The organism is Ruegeria sp. B1, from assembly GCF_056535885.1.
On sequence record NZ_JBQFJA010000001.1, the window covers coordinates 3,868,105 to 3,888,435 of the forward strand.

Annotated in this window: 18 protein-coding genes; 10 read left to right on the forward strand and 8 right to left on the reverse strand. The window is 58.6% G+C overall.

The features are described 5' to 3' along the window. Position 1: 1 nt before the first annotated feature. The 5 genes from nadA to hutI form a co-directional block, all read right to left on the reverse strand. On the reverse strand, positions 2–1,039 hold the full coding sequence (gene nadA / locus ACR3ES_RS19105; RefSeq protein ID WP_480425517.1) for a quinolinate synthase NadA: 1,038 nt from the start codon (positions 1,037–1,039) through the stop codon (positions 2–4). Between the two features lie 187 nt (positions 1,040–1,226). Then, the gene (hutU, locus tag ACR3ES_RS19110) at positions 1,227–2,909 is read right to left on the reverse strand and encodes a urocanate hydratase (RefSeq protein ID WP_170435437.1); all 1,683 of its coding nucleotides are present in this window, start codon (positions 2,907–2,909) and stop codon (positions 1,227–1,229) included. After that, a complete protein-coding gene (gene hutG, locus ACR3ES_RS19115; protein WP_170435435.1) occupies positions 2,906–3,700 on the reverse strand; it encodes an N-formylglutamate deformylase in 795 nt (264 codons plus the stop codon). Before hutG ends, hutU begins: the two co-directional genes overlap by 4 nt. Next, positions 3,697–5,235 carry a histidine ammonia-lyase gene (hutH, locus tag ACR3ES_RS19120; RefSeq protein ID WP_480424201.1) on the reverse strand — a complete coding sequence of 513 codons (1,539 nt, stop codon included), beginning with the start codon at positions 5,233–5,235 and terminating at the stop codon, positions 3,697–3,699. The genes hutG and hutH overlap by 4 nt, the downstream gene beginning before the upstream one ends. Further along, the gene (gene hutI, locus ACR3ES_RS19125) at positions 5,232–6,443 is read right to left on the reverse strand and encodes an imidazolonepropionase (RefSeq protein WP_170435433.1); all 1,212 of its coding nucleotides are present in this window, start codon (positions 6,441–6,443) and stop codon (positions 5,232–5,234) included. Before hutI ends, hutH begins: the two co-directional genes overlap by 4 nt. Positions 6,444–6,527: 84 nt before the next feature. Here hutI and ACR3ES_RS19130 point away from each other — a divergent pair, with 84 nt between their 5' ends. Continuing rightward, positions 6,528–7,889: a formimidoylglutamate deiminase gene (locus ACR3ES_RS19130; RefSeq protein WP_170435431.1), complete on the forward strand. Its 1,362-nt coding sequence runs from the start codon at positions 6,528–6,530 to the stop codon at positions 7,887–7,889. Between the two features lie 79 nt (positions 7,890–7,968). Then, positions 7,969–8,670: a GntR family transcriptional regulator gene (locus ACR3ES_RS19135; RefSeq protein ID WP_170435429.1), complete on the forward strand. Its 702-nt coding sequence runs from the start codon at positions 7,969–7,971 to the stop codon at positions 8,668–8,670. A gap of 88 nt (positions 8,671–8,758) precedes the next feature. On the opposite strand, the gene ACR3ES_RS19140 is transcribed toward ACR3ES_RS19135, so the two are convergent. Both ACR3ES_RS19140 and ACR3ES_RS19145 read right to left on the reverse strand, forming a co-directional pair. Next, a complete protein-coding gene (locus ACR3ES_RS19140; protein ID WP_170435427.1) occupies positions 8,759–9,790 on the reverse strand; it encodes a GlxA family transcriptional regulator in 1,032 nt (343 codons plus the stop codon). A gap of 104 nt (positions 9,791–9,894) precedes the next feature. Beyond that, complete coding sequence (locus ACR3ES_RS19145; protein ID WP_170435425.1) at positions 9,895–10,512, reverse strand: TetR/AcrR family transcriptional regulator; 618 nt, start codon at positions 10,510–10,512, stop codon at positions 9,895–9,897. A 203-nt stretch (positions 10,513–10,715) separates the two neighbouring features. Here ACR3ES_RS19145 and ACR3ES_RS19150 point away from each other — a divergent pair, with 203 nt between their 5' ends. From ACR3ES_RS19150 to ACR3ES_RS19180, 7 genes are all read left to right on the forward strand, one after another. Continuing rightward, positions 10,716–11,645: an AEC family transporter gene (locus ACR3ES_RS19150; RefSeq protein WP_170435422.1), complete on the forward strand. Its 930-nt coding sequence runs from the start codon at positions 10,716–10,718 to the stop codon at positions 11,643–11,645. 102 nt (positions 11,646–11,747) lie between these two features. Continuing rightward, complete coding sequence (gene fghA / locus ACR3ES_RS19155) at positions 11,748–12,581, forward strand: S-formylglutathione hydrolase (protein ID WP_170435420.1); 834 nt, start codon at positions 11,748–11,750, stop codon at positions 12,579–12,581. Positions 12,582–12,584: 3 nt separating this feature from the next. Then, positions 12,585–14,045 carry a Si-specific NAD(P)(+) transhydrogenase gene (sthA, locus tag ACR3ES_RS19160; RefSeq protein ID WP_170435418.1) on the forward strand — a complete coding sequence of 487 codons (1,461 nt, stop codon included), beginning with the start codon at positions 12,585–12,587 and terminating at the stop codon, positions 14,043–14,045. Next, positions 14,042–14,497: a YaiI/YqxD family protein gene (locus ACR3ES_RS19165; RefSeq protein ID WP_480424205.1), complete on the forward strand. Its 456-nt coding sequence runs from the start codon at positions 14,042–14,044 to the stop codon at positions 14,495–14,497. Before sthA ends, ACR3ES_RS19165 begins: the two co-directional genes overlap by 4 nt. 129 nt (positions 14,498–14,626) lie before the next feature. After that, positions 14,627–15,721, forward strand: a complete 1,095-nt coding sequence (gene mtnA, locus ACR3ES_RS19170; RefSeq protein ID WP_170435414.1) for an S-methyl-5-thioribose-1-phosphate isomerase — start codon at positions 14,627–14,629, stop codon at positions 15,719–15,721. Between the two features lie 113 nt (positions 15,722–15,834). Next, the gene (locus tag ACR3ES_RS19175) at positions 15,835–16,485 is read left to right on the forward strand and encodes a class II aldolase/adducin family protein (protein WP_480634741.1); all 651 of its coding nucleotides are present in this window, start codon (positions 15,835–15,837) and stop codon (positions 16,483–16,485) included. A gap of 605 nt (positions 16,486–17,090) precedes the next feature. Further along, on the forward strand, positions 17,091–17,831 hold the full coding sequence (locus tag ACR3ES_RS19180; RefSeq protein WP_480634482.1) for an SDR family oxidoreductase: 741 nt from the start codon (positions 17,091–17,093) through the stop codon (positions 17,829–17,831). Between the two features lie 38 nt (positions 17,832–17,869). Here ACR3ES_RS19180 and ACR3ES_RS19185 read toward each other — a convergent pair whose 3' ends face one another. Next, entirely contained in the window at positions 17,870–19,111 is a 1,242-nt protein-coding gene (locus ACR3ES_RS19185; protein ID WP_170435411.1) for an MFS transporter, read from the reverse strand. A gap of 148 nt (positions 19,112–19,259) precedes the next feature. Between ACR3ES_RS19185 and zapE the strand changes: the two genes are divergently transcribed. Continuing rightward, the gene (zapE, locus tag ACR3ES_RS19190) at positions 19,260–20,318 is read left to right on the forward strand and encodes a cell division protein ZapE (protein ID WP_170435408.1); all 1,059 of its coding nucleotides are present in this window, start codon (positions 19,260–19,262) and stop codon (positions 20,316–20,318) included. Positions 20,319–20,331: the final 13 nt, after the last annotated feature.

Consider the following 20,331-nt stretch of genomic DNA (forward strand, 5'->3'; position numbering starts at 1 on the left):
ATCAGATACCCAGCTTGCGCGACAGGTCTATCATCGCCTGCACCGACTTGCGCGCCTTGCTGGCGACGTCTTCGGCAACCTCGACCTGACCTTCCATGGTGTGCAGCACATAGAGGATTTTTTCGAGCGTGATCTTTTTCATGTAGGGGCACATGTTGCAGGGACCGACAAAATCGACCTCCGGCAACTCATCCGCAATGTTCGATGCCATCGAGCATTCGGTGATCAGCATGGCCTTTTCAGGCTTTTCGTCATGGACGTATTTCAAGATGCCGCTGGTTGACCCCGAGAAATCGGCCTCGGCCACGACATCGGGTGGGCATTCGGGATGAGCGATCAGGCGCGTGCCGGGATTCCACTCGCGAAAATCGCGCAAATCTTGCGCCGTATACTGCTCATGTACGATGCAGGATCCCGGCCAATAGACCACGTTTTTATGGCTTTCATTGGCCACGTTCTGCGCCAGATACTGATCCGGCGTCATGATGACCGTGTGGCTTTCCATCGCATTCACGATTTGCACCGCGTTCGATGAGGTACAGCAGATATCCGACGCCGCTTTGACCTCGGCCGTAGTGTTCACATAGGATACGACCGGCGCGCCCGGATATTTGGCGCGCATCTCTTCGACACCATCAGCCGTGATCGATTCCGCCAGGGAACAGCCCGCTTTCATATCCGGCATTAGAACGGTTTTCTGCGGGCTCAGGATTTTCGATGTCTCGGCCATGAAATGTACACCGGCCTGCACGATTATGTCTTCTTCGACCTCACTGGCCTTTATGGCCAGTTGCAGGCTGTCACCCACAAAATCCGACACGCCGTGGAAAATCTCGGGCGTCATGTAGTTATGACCCAGAATTACCGCATTGCGCTCCTTTTTGAGCGCGTTGATCGCGCGCACGTAAGGTGCATAAATCGCCCAGTCTGGCGGGCTGACCACGCGATCCATTCGCGCGTAGATGTCTTGCATCTCAACGGCCAGCTTGGCCGAAGGGGCGAGGTCATAGACGTCCGAAAGAACGGACCGGACTTGCATAAGATCGAGCAACGGACGAGCCACCTTTTCAGTTGTCGTTTGCCTGGTGCACTACTTAAGAATCTAGGCCTATCCGATACAACTTCATTGCGAAACCGGAAAGTGTGACTTTAGCGCTAAGCTACGCGTAAAACTTCGTAAATCGCAGGACACGACCGTATCGCTTTTGCGGTTCCAGTCTTCGGATTCACCCCAGAATCCCAGGCAAACGCAGTCCGTGCGCGCGCGCGCAGTCCTTTGCACTTTCGTATCCTGCGTCCGCATGCCGCCAGACACCCGAAGCCGGGTCGTTCCAAAGGACTCTCTCCAACCGCTTAGCCGCCGCATCGGTACCGTCCGCGCAGATCACAACACCTGCATGCTGACTGAAACCCATGCCGACACCGCCGCCATGATGCAGCGACACCCAGGTCGCGCCAGAGGCCGTATTGACCAGCGCATTCAATAACGGCCAATCCGAAACGGCGTCAGACCCATCCTTCATTGCCTCGGTCTCACGGTTGGGGGACGCCACCGAGCCGCTGTCCAGATGGTCCCGCCCGATGACCACTGGGGCTTTCAACTCGCCGGTTCTGACCATCTCGTTAAACGCGAGCCCGGCTTTGTGCCGATCCCCCAACCCAATCCAGCAGATGCGCGCGGGCAGGCCCTGAAAGGCGATGCGTTGCTGCGCCATGTCCAGCCAGTTGTGCAGATGGGTGTTCTCCGGGAAAAGCTCCTTCATCTTTGCGTCGGTCTTGTAGATATCTTCCGGGTCGCCCGACAGGGCACACCATCGAAACGGGCCGATCCCCCGGCAAAAGAGCGGGCGGATATAGGCAGGCACAAAACCGGGGAAGGCAAAGGCGTTCTCCAGCCCCTCATCCTGCGCCACCTGACGGATGTTGTTGCCATAATCCAGTGTCGGCACGCCCGCGTTCCAGAAATCGACCATGGCGGCCACATGCTGTTTCATTGACGCGCAGGCCGCCTTTTCCACCGCCTTGGGATCGCTTTCGCGTTTGTCCTTCCACTGGGCAATAGTCCACCCCAGCGGCAGATACCCGTTGACCGGATCATGAGCGCTGGTCTGGTCGGTGACGATATCAGGGCACATGCCACCGGCCTGCATCCGGGCGTAAATCTCGGGAAAAACTTCAGCGGCATTGCCCAGCAAACCGACCGATTTGGCCTCACCGGCCTTGGTCCAGCGGTCGATCATCTCAAGCGCTTCGTCCAGCGTCTCGGCCTTTTCGTCCAGGTATTTGGTGCGCAGGCGGAAATCGATGCTGTCTGGGTTGCACTCGACGGCTAGGCAGCAGGCCCCGGCGAAGACAGCCGCCAGAGGCTGCGCGCCACCCATGCCACCCAGACCCCCGGTCAGAATCCACTTGCCGGTTAAATCGCCGCCATAGTGCTGACGCCCGGCCTCAGCAAAGGTCTCATAGGTGCCCTGCACGATGCCTTGCGTGCCGATGTAAATCCACGAGCCGGCGGTCATCTGGCCGTACATCATCAACCCCTTCTTATCGAGCTCGTTGAAGTGATCCCAATTTGCCCAATGCGGCACGAGGTTCGAGTTTGCGATCAGCACGCGCGGCGCGTCCGTGTGTGTCCGCACGATCGCAACAGGTTTGCCGGACTGCACGACCAGTGTCTCGTCCTCTTCCAGATCTTTGAGGCTGGCAACGATGGTGTCAAAATCGTTCCACGTCCGCGCCGCGCGGCCAATACCGCCATAGACCACCAACTCATGCGGGTTTTCGGCCACATCGGGGTGCAGGTTGTTCATCAGCATCCGCATCGGCGCTTCGGTCATCCAGCTTTTTGCATTCAGCTCGGGGCCGGTTGGCGGATACACATCGCGCGTGTTCTTGCGGGGATCGGTCATGGGGCAAGCTCCAATGCTGTGTCCTTGATGACGTCCAGGATATCTGTCAGCCAGCGCCGCAGGCGGGCGGCTTTTTTAGTATCATATGTCCAAGGCGGGGTTTCGGTGTTCAGGTAGGTCGACTGGGCCACTTCCATCTGAATCGCGTGTATGCCAGCTTCTGGCCGGCCATAATGCCGGGTTGACCAGCCGCCCCGGAACCGCCCGTTCAGCACCGTGCTGTAGGGCGATGACGCCGCAAATTCATGTGCGACGGCTTCAATTTCGGGCGCACAGGTCTCGCCTCCGTTGGTTCCGATATTTAGGTCTGGCAGGGTGCCGTCGAACAGAAACGGAATGCGACTGCGGATTGAGTGGCAATCATACAGCACCGCAACGCCATGGATCGCCTTCACACGCGTCAACTCGGCCGCCAAAGCCTGATGATACAGAGTGTGAAACGCGGCACGTCGCTCGGCAGTATCCGAGGCGGTGGGCGCAGTATCCCAAATGTCCTGCCCGTCAAAATCCGTCAGCGGCACAAGCGTCGTGGTGTTCTGACCCGGGTATAGCGAAACGCCAGACGGATCGCGATTGGCATCGATCACATACCGATGAAATGTGGCGCGCACCGTTGTGACGTCGGGCAGCAGCCCTTCGTAAAGCGTGTGAATATGCCAGTCTGTGTCGGTCAACTCGCGGCCAATATCGTTGAGCTTGGCTTTGACCGCCGAAGGCACATAGGTGCCGGTATGCGGCACACCCAGAACCAACGGCCCTTCGCCTCGACTGATGTCCACCACCTCTGTCACGCAGAAAGCTCCGGCATCGCGACACCCGTTCCATGCGCAATTTCGCCGCTTGCGATCAGGGCCGAGGCCGTTTCTATCTCGGTCGCCATGTACCGGTCATCGCCCAGAACCGGAATTTCAGACCGTAGACGCGTCATCACACCCTGCAGCGTTTCACTTGTTACCAGCGGTGCCCGGAATTCGACGCCCTGCGTGGCGCATAGCAATTCGACGCCCAGAATACGTTCCAGATTGGTGACCATCGGCCCCAACCGCCGCGCGCCATGGGCCGCCATCGAGACGTGATCCTCCTGATTGGCCGACGTTGGCGTGCTGTCCGTGACGCATGGATTGGCCAGGTGCTTGTTCTCACTCATCAGTGCGGCGGTGGTGACCTCGGCAATCATGTACCCCGAATTCAGCCCCGGGTTTGGGGTCAGGAAAGGTGGCAGGTCGAAGCTCAGTGCCGGGTCAACGATCAAGGCAATGCGCCGCTGTGCAATGGAACCGATCTCGGCCAAAGCCAGCGCGATCATGTCAGCAGCAAAGCCGACTGGTTCGGCGTGAAAATTCCCGCCAGACACGATCATTCCCGCGTCGGACAACACCAAGGGATTGTCCGTGGCAGCGTTTGCCTCAATCTCCAGAGTGGTTGCGGCCTGACGCAGAACATCCAGGGCCGCCCCCACAACCTGCGGCTGGCAGCGGATACAATACGGGTCCTGGACGCGAGTGTCGCCGTCGCGGTGGCTTTCCCGAATGACCGAACCCGCCAAGATGGCGCGCATCGTGGCCCCTGCCTCGATCTGGCCGCGATGACCGCGCAGCGTATGGATCTCGGGTTGAAGTGGCGCGGTTGACCCCATAATGGCATCGGTTGTCAGGGCCGACGTGACCAGCGCGCTCTGCGCGGCCTGCCACGCACCGAACAAACCGGCCAACGCGAATGCGGTTGAAAACTGCGTTCCGTTGATCAGCGCCAGGCCTTCTTTGGGGCCAAGTTCGATAGGCTCCAAGCCAGCCGCTTTCAACGCGCCATCACCAGGCATCACCATACCGTCAAATTCGGCTTCGCCATCACCCATCATGACGGCGGCCATATGAGACAAGGGCGCCAAGTCACCCGAGGCCCCGACGGACCCTTGCGCCGGAATCGCCGGCGTCACGCCTGTCTCCAGCATCGCTTGCAGCAGATCAATCAACTCCGACCGCACACCTGAGGCGCCGCGACCCAGGCTCAGCAGTTTCAGCGCCATCATTAAACGGGCATGGGCCCGCGGGATGGCAGGCCCAACGCCGCAACAGTGGCTAAGGATCAAGTTACGCTGCAGCTTGGCCGTATCCTCGGGTGCGATCTTGACGCTGGCCAGTTTTCCGAACCCTGTGTTCACGCCGTATACCGCAGCCTCACCGGCCGCCGCATCCGCGATGCGCTGGTATGCGGCTTCTATCGCCGGACGACAGGCATCATCCAAACGCACGGCGCATTCCTCGCGATAAATCCGTTCCAACTGCTGCAACGTGACAGAGCCAGGCATCAGGGTCAGGGGTGTCACGAAGTGCCTCCAAAAATGCGCGCGTAGAGCGGGTTAAAGCCGATACGATATGCCAGTTCCGCCGGATGCTGGACGTTCCAGACTGCCAGATCGGCACGCTGCCCAGACATGATCTGGCCGCAATCGGTCAGCCCAAGGGCGCGCGCCGCATGGGCCGTGACACCCTTCAGGGCTTCTTCGGGTGTCATTTGAAACAAGGTGCAACCCATGTTCATCGCCAGCAGCAAAGAGGTCATCGGCGCGGACCCGGGGTTGCAGTCCGTTGCCAGTGCCATTGGCACGCCATGCTGGCGGAGCAGATCAACCGGCGGAACTTGCGTTTCACGCAGCGTGTAGAATGCGCCCGGCAGGATGACACCCACAGTGCCCGCCTCGGCCATCGCCTGAACGCCAGCCTCGTCGAGATATTCGATATGGTCCGCTGACAGCGCGCCATAGCTGGCCGCAAGTTTCGCGCCACCCAGATTTGACAACTGTTCTGCGTGAACCTTGATCGGCAAACCCAGCTGTTTCGCGACGTCGAACAGAGGAGTCAATTGTTCAGGCAGAAAGGCAATCCGCTCACAGAATGCATCAACCGCGTCAACCAGCCCCTCGGCATGAGCGGCCCGCAATGTTGGAATGCAAATGTCCGCGATATAGGCCTCTGCCCGGTTCTCGTACTCGACCGGGATCGCATGCGCGCCCAGAAAACTGGTCACAACGCGGACCGGACGATGCTGCGGCAGCGCTTTTGCGGCGCGTAGCATGTTCAGCTCGGTCTCGCGATCCAGCCCATAGCCTGACTTCACCTCGATCAGCGACACGCCTTCGGCAAGCATGGCGTCTACACGCGGCAGGGCCTGGGCGATCAAGTCATCCAAGCTGGCATCGCGTGTGGCCCGGACCGTTGAAATGATCCCACCACCAGCGCGCGCGATCTCTTCGTAGCTGGCACCTTTCAGACGCATCTCAAATTCAGCGGCGCGATGCCCGCCATGGACCACATGCGTGTGACAGTCGATCAGGGCGGGTGTCACCAAACGCCCCCCAAGCGACGTTCTGGGTAAATCGGCATATTCAACCGGTAGATCGGCCTCTGCCCCGACCCACGCAATTCGGGCGTTTGCAACAGCGATCGCAGCATCCTTGATCAGCCCGTAGGGTGCCACGCCGTCAACCATCGTTGCGGCACTCAGACTGGAAAGAACCTGATTTTCCGCTTGCATGCGATTCTCAGCCTCCCCGCAATTCTCTCTTTTCTAGTACAAGTCTTTCTGTATTATGTCTATTCATAAAAAGGATGGGCGAGAGTGACAATCTTTGCAAAACGGGCCTTGCTGAATATGGGGTGGGTCGAGGATTTGAGACTTGAGGTCGATGACGGGACAATCACGTCCCTCCGGCCCGGCAGCACGGCAGAAGACACGGATGTTAGTGTTGACACTCTGCTGCCTGCGCTGGCCAATCTGCACTCACATACCTTTCAGCGCGCCATGGCCGGGATGACGGAACACCGAAAAGCCGGGCGCGACAGTTTCTGGACCTGGCGCGACTTGATGTACCGCTTCACAGCCCATCTGACCCCGGATCAGGTGCAGGCCGTCGCGGCCCTCGTGTTTATGGAGATGCAGGAGGCCGGATATGCCTCGGTCGGAGAGTTTCACTACCTGCACCATCAGCCCGATGGCACACCCTATGATCGCCTGGCTGAACTGTCAGACCGGATCATGGCCGCCGCAGTGGAAACCGGAATAGGTCTCACGCATTTGCCGGTGCTCTACTCTTATTCTGGCGTGGGGCAAAAGCCGCTGGATGTGGGCCAGAAGCGCTTTGGCAATGACGTTGACCGGTACAGTGCTTTGCTGGAACAGACCGAAGACGCCGTGGCGGGCTTACCCGGGGATTGCCTGGTCGGGATGGCCCCCCATTCTCTGCGCGCAACATGCCCGACGGATTTGGCCGAGGTCCTGCAAGATCGCAAAGCAAAACTGGTCCACATCCACATTGCAGAACAGCCCAGGGAAGTCGATGAAGTGCTGGCCGGATTGGGCGCGCGCCCCGTCGAATGGCTTTTGGCCAATGCCTCGGTGGACCCGCGTTGGTGCTTGATCCACGCGACGCATATGACGGACCGGGAAACCCGCGACATGGCCGCCACCGGCGCAGTGGCCGGACTTTGTCCCATCACCGAAGCCAACCTTGGCGACGGCCCCTTCAACGGACCGACTTACCTGAAGGCGGGTGGCGCATTCGGCATTGGCTCCGATTCAAACGTGTTGATTTCCCTGACCGAAGAACTGCGCACGCTGGAATACTCTCAGCGCCTGCGCGATCTGTCGCGAAATGTGCTGGTACCCGGCGAAGGATCGGTTGGTCAGACACTTTATTGCAGAGCAGCGGTTGGCGGCGCGCAAGCCCTTGGGCGCGCGGCTGGTCAGATTGCCGAAGGCCAACTGGCCGATCTGGTGGCCATCGACAGTCAGCATCAGACGCTGTGCGCGCTTGGGTCCAACAACTTGCTGGACGGATTGGTCTTTGCGGCCGGAGATGAGGTTGTCACGGATGTCTGGTCGGCGGGCCGTCATCAAGTGCAAGGCGGGCGACATATCAACCGCGACAGGATCGTCACGCGCTACCGGTCGGCCATGGATGAACTGCTGCCAAACCTTTGAACGCGCAGATCACACTCTTTACCGAGCTCAAATCATGGACATAATGGGAATATGAGTGCTTTAAAATAATGAGTGTACCGTGACCGCTTCGAAGAACATCAGCTTTCAGGACATTCGGGACGAAGTCATCGACCGGATACAGACACGGATCTGGCCGCAGGGTTCTCTGTTGCCGACCGAACTGGAACTGGCGGCAGAATTTGGCTGCGCGCGGGCGACAGTGAACCGGGCGCTGCGGGAACTGGCAGAGCAGGGCATTGTAACGCGCAGACGCAAGGGCGGTACACGTGTGGTCACAACGCCGGTCAAACAGGCAAAGCTGCCAATAGCAGTCGTCCGTCAAACGATTGAAGATATGAATGCCATGTATCGCTATGCCCTTGTCAGCCGCACCCTTATGGATTGCCCGGCATGGCTGCAGGCAAAACTGGATATTCCAGAAGGATCCCAGGTCCTGCACCTGCACTGCATGCACCACGCTGACAATCGGCCGTTTCAGTTCGAAGAACGCTGGATCAATGTCCACACCGTACCGCATGTCGTGGACGAGGACTTTCTGACACTCGGACCCAATGAATGGCTTCTGGCCGAAGTTCCGTTTTCCAATGCCGAGATCGCGTTCTCGGCCGTTCCCGCCACGGGCCAGTTGCAGGAATTCCTGTCGGTGCCGTCTGGGACACCTTTGTTTCAGCTTGAACGCACAACATGGTTTCGCAACGATCCCGTTACGTTTGTCCGAATGACGTTCCACCAAGGGTACCAGATGCGGACGACCTACTGAGGCCGGAATCCGTCGCGATCTCACCCGCCAGTCCCGCGTGTGGCGTCCTATAGTCAACACATCGGTCGATTTCAGTGGGACTCCTGCCCTACCCGCCTTCGTCCTGTGACCACGACCGTCGAAAGTTATGCGGGGACGTGTTGTATCTGGCGCGAAAATGCACAGACAACCGTTCGGTGCTGGAAAACCCGGATGCAAAGGCGATCTCTGAAATGCTCAAGTCGGTTTCATTGAGCAGCGCAAAGGCGCGATCCAACCTCAGACCATTGTAAAATCGGCCCGGCGACATCTCGGCGTGCTTCAGGAACAGCCGCTCCATGTGACGCCGCGACAGTGATGCCTTTTCCGCCACCTCTTCAAGGCTCAGCGGGCTCTCAATATTCTCGCGCATGATCTGCACCGCCTCGATCAGCTTACCGTTGCGGGTGCCCAGAACGGCTGAAACCGGCGACATCTGTTTGCTGCCGCTTTCACCGACCCGCCGGTGCAGGCACATCTCGGACACGTTCAACGCCAGCGCGTTGCCAAACAGCTCTTCGATCACCTCAAGCATCATGTCGGTGCTGGCGTGGCCACCGCCGCAGGTTCTCAGACTGCCATCACTCTCATACAGGTTCTGGGATGGAACCATCGTGGGAAAATTCTCGCAAAACCCGGGCCGGTTTTCCCAATGCACCGTGAACCTTTTGTCCCTAATCAGCCCCGCCTTGGCCAAGGCAAAAGCGCCGGTGCAAATCCCGCCAAAGTCACAGCCATGCGCTTTTTGACGGCGGATCCAGTTCAGAACGCTTGCATCGAACGATGCCATCGGCTCGGTTCCGGCACAGACAAATGTATAAGCGCCTTTGTCGAGATCCCGCATCGCATGATCGACATGGATGCGGATGCCGTTCGAACAGGTGACTGGGGATCCGTCCGGAGACATTACATACCATTCAAACAACTGTTTGCGCGCCAACTGGTTTGAAATGCGCAATGGCTCAATCGCCGCGCTGAAGGCCAGCATCGTAGTATTCGGCAGCAGCAGAAAGTGTATGGTTATGGGCGGACCGTCATAAGAGACCTCGACGGACATCGCGCCTTTGGGCAGGAAGCGGTGTTTTTCCGTTGTGTTTTCCATGATCCGATGTGTCCGTGTACCACCTGAACGCAATAGCACAACCGACGGCATGGGCGGAACTGCATCACCCTTTGATAGTAGTGCGGCATATTGGAGTCGCGCGATCAGACCCCGTATCGGGCCATGAACATGTCCACGGCCTGCAGGGCGACCTCATCAATCTCACTTTGGCTAAAGCTTTTCTGAATGCCAAACACCGCCTGTGGCCATAGCCGAACTTTGCAGAGCTCGGAAAACTGTTCCGCCGCGATGTGTAAATCTTCTATCACCAGCTCGCCCTTGGCCACCGCCTTTTCCAGATACTCGACCATTTGCCTCCGGCCATTCTGAGGGCCGGCTTCGTAAAAAGCCCGCCCCAGTTCCGGAAACCGGTCCCGCTCGGCAACACAAATCCGAAACACCTGTTGGGCAAAATCTGAGATGAGAAACTGGGTCAGTTGAGTGGCCGTAATCGTCAACACCTCTCGCACAGGCTTTGTTTCGTCAATCATCGAGATGACCCGTTCTGCCATACGACTGCATTCGGTCTGGGCGACTTCCACAAACAGCAGACGCTTGTCCGGAAAATAACTGTACAACGTCGCCTTGGAGACGCCCGCCGCCCGGGCGATATCGTCCACGCTCGCCCCTTCGAATCCATCCGCCATAAAAACCTCTCGGGCACCGCGCAAGACCTGATCGAATTTCCGGCCTGTGCGCAGAATCGTGGCGGCTTGTGTCATGACATCTCCTTGGTCAGCGGCTGAAACCAGCTTATAAACCGTTCAGTTCAGATACAAGGATTCTCCGGTCTTCACCGCAGATCGCTCCCACTTTTCTGTCGGGTTTCGGCACTTTCCCGGCTGAAAACCGTTTAGGCAAGGGAATTGCGGCCGTTCCGATAACGACGCTTGCGGTGACTTGAAACCATGTTAGGACATTGAACATGGTCGAGATTTTCCTGCGCACACTCCCTTTTTTTGCGATCATCGGCCTGGGCTATTGGGCCGGACGCACGCGCTTCTTTTCCGCCGATGCCACCGCTTACCTGACCAAGTTCGTGTTCTACTTTGCACTGTCAGCTATGCTGTTCCGCTTTGCGGCCACGTTGCCCTTTGCCGATATCTTCAATGGCCGGCTGATTGTGGGTTATCTGCTTGGCACCCTTGCCGTTTATGTGCTGGCCACATTGGTCGCGTGGATACGCGGTCTCGATGTTCCGACGGCCGCTGTCGAAGCCCAATGTGCCGCCATCGGAAATGTCGGCTTTCTGGGTTTACCGATGCTGGCGCTGTTGTTTTCTGAGGCCGCCATCGGGCCGGTGATGCTGGTGTTGACGGTGGATCTGGTTGTGTTTTCATCCCTGATTGTCATCCTCATCAATGGCGGACGCGACGGTAAACTGACACCGGCCACGTTTCGCCTGATCGGGATGGGCTTGATCAAGAACCCCATGATCGTGTCCATTTCCGCAGGGCTGATCTGGTCGGCATTACAAGTGCCCGTGCCCCGACCGATGTATGATTTCCTTACCATTCTTGGCGGGGCCGCGACACCCGGCGCGCTGTTTGCCATCGGCGCATCGCTGGCCGGAAAATCCGCCGAGCGAATACAGGTCGCGGGGTGGCTGAGCTTTTGCAAGCTGGTCCTGCACCCGGCCTGTGTTGCCATCGCTCTGATCTGGCTGGTGCCGATCGACGCCTTTCCGGCCGCTGTCGCTATCGCGGCTGCCGCGTTGCCGGTGGCTGGCAATGTTTACATGCTGGCAGCACATTATGGGGTTGCGCCCCATCGCGCCTCAGCCGCGATCCTGCTGTCAACCATGGCGAGCATTCTGACCGTGCCGCTGGTGATTGCCTGGGTTGGAACGCCCTGAGTTCCGACGTCTCGAAAAACCCAAACACTCTGACACGCGGACTTTACGGCGGGTCCTTGGATCGTTAGCCATGTCGCAACTCAAGGAAAAGGACAACGCCAGATGGAAACCGTTTCGGAAAACGCCTGCTTTGGCGGGATTCAGGGAGTGTACCGCCACGCTTCTGCGGCCTGCAAATGCGATATGACCTTCGGCCTCTTTCTGCCGGCAGAGGCAAAGGACGGCCCGGTTCCGATCTTGTGGTATCTGTCGGGTTTGACCTGCACCCATGAAAACGCGATGACCAAAGCGGGCGCACAGGCCTGGGCCGCGGAACAGGGGATTGCGGTGGTCTTTCCCGATACCTCGCCACGGGGCGACGGTGTGGCGGATCACGAGGACTATGATCTCGGCCAGGGCGCCGGGTTTTATGTGAATGCAACCCAGGACCCGTGGGCACCGCATTTTCAGATGTGGGATTACGTCGCCGAGGAACTGCCGACACTGCTTGCCGAACAGTTTGCTGTCGATCCAGACCGTCAGGCAGTCACCGGTCACTCCATGGGCGGTCACGGCGCGCTGACGCTGGCGATGAATCTGCCAGGGCGTTTTCGCTCGGTTTCGGCCTTTGCGCCCATCTCCAACCCGATGGGTGCGGATTGGGGGCGCAAACAACTGAGCGCCTATCTCGGCAATGACCTCGCGGCCTGGGGCAAACATGATGCCTCGCTAATGATGAAGGAAAAAGGCTTTGACGGCCCGATCCTGATCGACACGGGCGCCAATGACCAGTTCATCGACCTGTTGCGCCCCGAGACGCTTGCTCAGGCTATCGCCGAACGCCGACAGCAGGCGACCTTCCGTCTGCAACCGGGTTACGACCATTCGTATTTCTTTGTGTCCACGTTCATGGAAGACCACGTCACCTTTCATGCCGAGGCGCTGTACGGAGACTAAGACATGAGCAAGTATGACTATGACCTGATCATCATTGGGTCCGGTCCATCAGGGCGCTCGGCCGCGATTCAGGCCGGCAAGCTGAAACGCCGCGTGCTTGTGATCGACCGCAAAGACAGGCTGGGCGGCGTCTCGGTTCACACCGGCACCATTCCGTCCAAGACGCTGCGGGAAACCGTTCTGAACCTGTCAGGCTGGCGCGAGCGCAGCTTTTACGGCCGGTCCTACCGGGTAAAGGACCAGATCCGTGCCGAAGACCTGAAGGCTCGTCTGCACATGACGCTCGATCACGAGGTCGACGTTCTGGAACACCAGTTTAACCGCAATCACGTCGAAACATTGAATGGGCTGGCCAGGTTTACCGGCCCGCACGAGGTCGAGGTGGCAACGGATGCAGGCGAAACTACGCGTCTGACGGCCGCCAAGTTCCTGATTGCCACAGGCACCAAGACCTACAGACCGGATTACGTCCCATTCAACGGAAAGACCATTGTTGACGGGGACACGTTTCTGGAGATGGCGGAAATCCCGCGCTCGCTGGTTGTGATCGGCGCAGGGGTGATCGGTGTTGAATACGCCACCATGTTCTCGGCTCTGGACGTTCGGGTGACTTTGATCGAACCGCGGGAGACGTTTCTGGATTTCATCGACAAGCGTCTGATCCACGATTTCACACATCAGATTCGCGAAAACGGGGTCGATCTGCGATTGGGGTCGGCGGTGGAGAAAATCGAAGATGCCGGCGATCATGTCGAAGTGACGTTGGACAACGGCCGCCACGTCCGCGCCGAGATGCTGTTGTTTGCCGCTGGTCGCATGGGGGCCACGTCCGCTCTGAACCTCGATGCTGTTGGGGTTGAGACAGATCATCGCGACCGGATCAGCGTCAACCGCAAGACCTATCAGACCGACGTACCGCATATCTATGCGACCGGCGATGTCATCGGGCATCCTTCGCTGGCCTCGACATCGTTGCAGCAAGGACGCGTCGCCGCGTGTCACGCACTGGAAACGCCAACCTTGCCGGAAAGCCCGTGGTATCCGTACGGCATCTATTCCGTTCCCGAGATATCGACCTGCGGCATGTCCGAGGAAGAACTGCAGGAACGCGGCATTCCCTACGAGGTTGGTGTCGCCCGGTTTCGCGAAACGTCGCGCGGGCATATCATGGGGCTGGAACATGGTATGCTGAAGATGCTGTTTTCATTGAAAACCCGCCGGGTGCTGGGTGTGCAGATCGTGGGTGAAGGTGCGACAGAGTTGATCCACATCGCGCAGGCCGTACTGAACCTCAAGGGCACCGTGGACTATTTTGTGCAGAACACGTTCAACTATCCGACGCTGGCCGAGGCCTACAAGATTGCCGGGCTGGATGCGTTCAACCGTATGCCCATCCCGGACGAGTTCAAAGTGCGTAAGAAACCACCATCTGAGCCTGCAAAGAAACAGGCTAAAAACGCGTGACCACGCTCTACATCGATGGCGATGCCTGCCCTGTTAAGACCGAAGCAGAGCGGATTGCAACGCGGCACAAGATACCGATGGTTTTGGTGTCAAATGGCGGGCTGCGTCCATCAGCGAACCCCTTGGTGCAGGTTGTCGTCGTGGCGGAAGGGGCGGACGCGGCCGACAAATGGATTGCCGAACGCTGTGGTCCCGGAGACGTTGTGGTCACATCCGATGTACCGCTGGCTGCGAAATGCGTTGCCGCCCAGGCCCGCGTCCTGCGCCCCAATGGCGAGGCGTTCACGGCCGCCAATATCGGTCAGCAACTGGCGATGCGAGACCTGATGGCGGACCTGCGCGCATCCAATCCGCTGGGCACAGGCGGGGGCGGAAAACCGTTTGGCAAAGCAGATCGCTCGCGCTTTTTGGACAGTTTGGAACGCGAAATTCGGGCTGCGAAGCGAGCGTAATTAGGTTCACGCTGACTATCGAAGCGAGCCAACGGCACCGAAAACACATCAGTTGGTTTACAAGCTGTCATCGAAGTCGCACTTTACCTTCAAGTTCTCGCTTCACGCATTCGGAAACGGAGACCACAAATGAAGGTAAAAGGTGATCACTACCGATCGATTTGGTGGGACAAGGCGACCGGCGAGGTCCGCATAATCGATCAAAGATGGCTGCCGCACGAATTCCGGATCGTGACACTCAAGTCACTGGAAGAGTTCGCCGCGGCAATCCGTGACATGTGGGTGCGCGGTGCGCCTTTGATCGGCGCTACAGCCGCGTTTGGAATTGCCGAGCAGATGTCCCGCGACAGCTCCGACGCCTCGTTCGACACTGCCTACGATGTCCTCAATGCGACGCGCCCCACTGCGATCAACCTTCGCTGGGCGCTGGACAAATGCCGCGATACGTTAATGCCTCTATCGGGCAGCGAACGCGCCGACCGCGCCTGGAGGCTGGCTCAGGACATCGCCGACGAAGATGTCAAAACCAATGCTTCCATCGGCCAGCACGGGCTTGAGCTCATCAAGAGCATTGCGGCCCGCAAACCCGAAGGCGAGCCGGTGCGTCTTCTGACCCACTGTAACGCAGGCTGGCTTGCGACCGTAGATTGGGGGACGGCAACAAGCCCTATGTATCACGCGCATGAAGCAGGTATTCCGGTTCACGTTTGGGTCGATGAGACGCGCCCCCGCAACCAGGGGGCGCTGACATCATGGGAGCTTGGCGAGCATGGTATTCCGCACCGCTACATCGTGGACAATGCAGGCGGGCACCTGATGCAGCATGGGTTGGTGGATGCGGTGATCACAGGCACCGACAGGACCACGGCACAGGGCGATGTTTGCAACAAGATCGGCACGTATCTCAAGGCCCTTGCCGCCCATGATAACGGCGTCCCGTTCTACGTTGCGCTGCCATCCCCGACGATTGACTGGACTGTCCGGGACGGCGTTGCGGAAATTCCAATTGAAGAACGGGATCAGGAAGAGGTGTCGCACGTCATGGGTGTGGACGAGGATGGAGCCATCGCCGATGTCCGCGTCACACCGGATGGCACGGAAGGCGGCAACCCTGCGTTCGACGTCACCCCAAACCGGTTGGTCACGGGCCTGATAACCGAGCGCGGAGTCTGCGAAGCCTCCGCCGAAGGTTTGAGCACACTGTTTCCTGAGCATTCCAATTAACGGTTTGTTCAGAACCCAACACGAAAGTTCGACAAATTCCATCGGGCGACCGGTTGTATTTCCAAGGCAAAAACAATGATCGAAAACTGGTACAAACTGGACGACGCCCAAACATGGCGCAAACGGGGGGGGCGGATCCTGCCGATCAGGAACTGGGCGAACGGGTCTACACATCTCGTCTGATCGGACAGAACCCGGATCTGCTCATGCATGGCGGTGGCAACACCTCCGTCAAACTGGAACGGCCCGACCTGTTTGGCGCGGCGCAGCCTGTCCTTCACGTAAAGGGATCGGGTTGGGATCTGGATACCATCGAAGCACCGGGACTGCCCGGTGTTTGGCTCGAGCCGCTCATGAAGCTCCGCGCCCTGGATCGTTTGACTGACTTTGAAATGGTCAACGTTCAGCGCGCCAATCTGTTGGACTCAGGGTCACCAAACCCGTCGGTTGAAACGCTTTTGCATGCGTTCCTTCCGCACAAATATGTCGATCATACTCACGCCACACCATTTTTGGTTTTGGCAAACCTGCCAAATGCGGCAGGTGTTTGCCGTGAGATTTTCGGCGACCGTATGGCCATAGTACCTTACATCATGCCGGGGTTTGGCCTTGCCAAAAAGCGGCGGAAGTGTTCGACGAGAACCCAAATGTCGAGGGGCTTTTGCTGTTGCAACATGGGCATTTCACATTTGGCAGCACCGCACAGGAAAGTTACGACCGGATCGTTTCACATACCAACGAAGTGGCCGCCTATTTTGGAATGACGGACCTGACGCCGATCGGTGTCCGCGAACCCGCGCGGAACTTGCAGGTGTTGCCTACCCTTCGCGGGGTAATCGCCGAGGTATCTGCCGGGCGGGACGATCCAATGCCGGTATTCGATCTTCGCAATGGTCCGGAAGTGATGAAGTTCTTTGAGCGTTCGGATGTCGACGCTTTGTCGCAACGTGGCATGGCCTCACCCGACCACGTTTTGCGAACCAAAGGCTGCCCGCTTGTCCTACGCGCGTCCGATCTGGCGGCTGGTCGCGCGCAACTCAAGGCCAAGGTCGAAAAGTTTGCCGAGGACTACCGCGCCTATTTTGATCGGCAAGCGCCAACAGCCGATGAACCAAAAACCATGTTGTCCGCAGACCCGAAACACGCATGGATTCAGGGGGTTGGCCTCATCGGCATCGGTGCAAACGCAAAGGCGGCATCGGCATCGGCCGATCTGGCCGAACAGAACCTTCGCGTCAGGGCGGTGGGTGAAGATGCTGGAGGGTTTTACCCGATAGGTGAGAAAGACCAGTTCGATTGCGAATACTGGTCTCTGGAACAGGCAAAACTCGGCAAAAACGCTCCTCCGCCTCTCCAGGGCAAGATCGTGATGATCACAGGAGGAGCGGGCGCAATTGGCCTGGCCACTGCAAAAGCCTTTGCGGCTGTTGGGGCAAACATCATGCTGGTGGATCAGGACGAGACCGCATTGGCGGAAGGCCAAAAATCCTTAGGCCATTGGCACGCCACCCATGCCGGCGACGTAACGGCTGACGGAGCCGCCGATGCCGCTATGGATGCGGTCATTCACCGGTTCGGTGGGCTGGATATCCTTGTGTCCAATGCAGGCTCTGCAATGTCAGGCGCCTTGCTTGACTTGGATGATCTCGAGTTTCGGTCTGCATTCGAATTGAACTTTTTTTCCCATAAGGCTTTCGCCACAAGTGCGGCCCGCGTTATGCGCAAACAAGGGCGCGGTGGTCAGTTGTTGTTCAACATTTCAAAGCAGGCCGTCAACCCCGGTCGGAACCTTGGCGCTTACGGCACACCGAAGGCGGCCACCATGTTCCTGCTACGCCAACTGACGCTCGAGCTTGCGGAAGATGAAATCCGGGTCAATGGTGTGAACGCAGACCGTATCCGTTCGGGCCTGTTGACGGACGCGTTCATCAAGGATCGCGCCGCGGCTCGGGGGGTCGCAGAGGATGTGTATATGGCAGGCAATTTGCTGGGCCGTGAAGTCGAGGCCACTCATGTCGCCGATGCATTTGTGGCTCTTGCCCTACTGGAGCGCACAACGGGTCATGTTGTGACTGTAGACGGTGGGAATACCGAGGCAGAGTTGCGCTGAGGCTGGCCCACCAAAAATGCAAGTAGGGGTGGCAGCATTCATGCTGCTGCCGGCGAAACCGCTCGGTTCTCGCGAATGGGCAGGTGGACGATGGCACTGAAAGCACCGACCGCCACGCCAATCCACCAAACCATCGTATAGTCACCATATTGGTCGTACATTCGTCCGCCCAGCCATACGCCCAAAAAGCTTCCAACCTGATGGCTAAAAAACACGAACCCGTAGAGTGTCCCCATGTATCGCAGCCCATAGAGATGCGCGACGAGGCCAGAGGTCAATGGCACGGTGGCCAACCACAAGGACCCCATCACCAGCGAAAACACGATTACCGTCAGCGGCGTGATCGGGAAAACGATGAACAGTGCGGCCGCAAGCGTCCGGCCTGTGTAGATCATGGCCAGCAGGTATTTCTTTGGGAAATGGTTCCCGGCCCACCCGGCCAGAAGCGTGCCACCAATATTGGCCAGACCAATTAGCGAAATGGACACCGCCCCCAGCGCTGAGGTTGTCGTAATCCCGATGGAATGCAAGACACCGCCCGGCTGGATCGGACCGCACATCTCGGTCACGAATGCCGGGAAATGCGCGGTGACAAACCCCAACTGATAGCCGCAGCTGAAAAAGCCAAGAAAGATCAGCGCGTAAGACGGGTCGCGAAAGGCCTTACCCAGAATCTGGCTCATGCTTTCTTCCAGCTCGGCTTTGCTGATCGGCTGAGGCGCCCGCATGAAGGGCAAGGTCAAAACAAGCGCCAGAACCGCAACGGCAAAAACAACGAACACCTGTTGCCACGGCAGGAAGGTCAGAAGCCATTCGGCTGTCGGTGCCCCGAGCACCTGACCAAAGCTGCCGGCCGCTGTGACAATCGCCAATGACATGGACCGGTTTTGGTCAGAGGACGCGCGGCCGACCACGGCCAGAACCACGCCAAATCCTGTTCCGGCGATACCGAAGCCGACCAGCCAGGCATACATTTGATGTTCGAACGGTGTCACAGACCAGGCCGACAAAACCATACCTGCGGCATAGGTCAGCGCCCCGAGAATGATCGCCCGACGGTCCCCGACTTTTTCGGCGATGGCCGCAAAGATTGGCTGACCAATGCCCCAAGCGAGGTTCTGAATGGCGATGGCCATCGAGAAATCGGTTCGCAGCCAGCCGAATTCATCCGCAATGGGAATCTGAAACACCCCGAACGATGCACGCACGGCAAAGCTGACCGTGATGATGATACATCCAACGATCAGAATCGGGTTCATGAGGCGGGCGGTCTGCTGCATCGGGATCTCGGCGTTTCGTTCGCCGGACGTTAGCGGTTTTGAACAAGCCGTCAATTCAGCAGATTTGCGGTCACGGATAAGCAAAATTGATGTGTCGCCCAAAATGGCTGCTTTTCAAGGCGCAGGGCGCGCGTTAAGGCTCGGGATCATGACGGATCTTGTTTCGATTTACGAGGCGCGCATTGCCGAGGGCAGCCTGACCCGGGATGACGCGCAAGAGGCCGTTCTGCCGCATTTCGAGCGTATCCGGACGGCTCTGTCTGAACCGGTCAAGCGCGGGCTGTTTCGCAAAGCGCCCCCGCCGCCACAAGGCCTCTACCTGTGGGGCGGTGTCGGGCGCGGGAAGTCCATGTTGATGGACATGTTCGTGGATTCTTTGGCGGACATCCCGGCGCGTCGGGTGCATTTTCATGCGTTCATGCAGGAAATCCACGCCGGTATGCACACAGCAAGGCAAGAGGGCGTCGAGGATGCGCTGGCGCCTGTGGCGCAAAAGGTCGTGAAGTCGGTCCGCCTGCTGGCCTTTGACGAGATGCAGATCACCGACATCACCGATGCGATGATTGTCGGCCGCCTGTTCGACATGCTGCATGACGGCGGCGTGGTTGCCGTGACCACCTCGAACCGGCATCCTGATGACCTGTACAAGGACGGGCTCAATCGACAGCTGTTTCTGCCCTTCATCGCACATATCAAGGACCAGTTGCAGGTGTGGGAATTGGTCTCACCCACGGATTATCGCCAGAACCGTTTGGAAGGCGCGCCGGTCTATTTCACGCCCATCGGGCCCGAGGCCCGGCACAGCATCCGGACGGTCTGGAATGATCTTGCAGGTGGGCAGGCCGACCCGCTGGTGCTGCAGGTGAATGGCCGCGCGGTGGAACTGCCCGCCTTCCGCAACGGCGTTGCGCGCGCGTCATTTTACGATCTGTGTGGCCGCATGCTGGGCCCGGCGGATTACCTGGCCATCGCCGAAGAGGTGAAAGTTCTGGTGCTGGAAGACATCCCGCGCCTGTCGCGCAACAACTTTAACGAGGCAAAACGGTTCGTGACCCTGATCGACGCGCTGTACGAAGGCAAAGTGCGCCTGATCTGTTCCGCGGCCGCCGAGCCCGAGATGTTGTATGTTGAAGGTGAGGGGACATTCGAATTCGAACGCACCGCCTCGCGCCTGCGGGAAATGCAGGATCAGAACTGGGGCACATAGGCGGCGCTGCCCC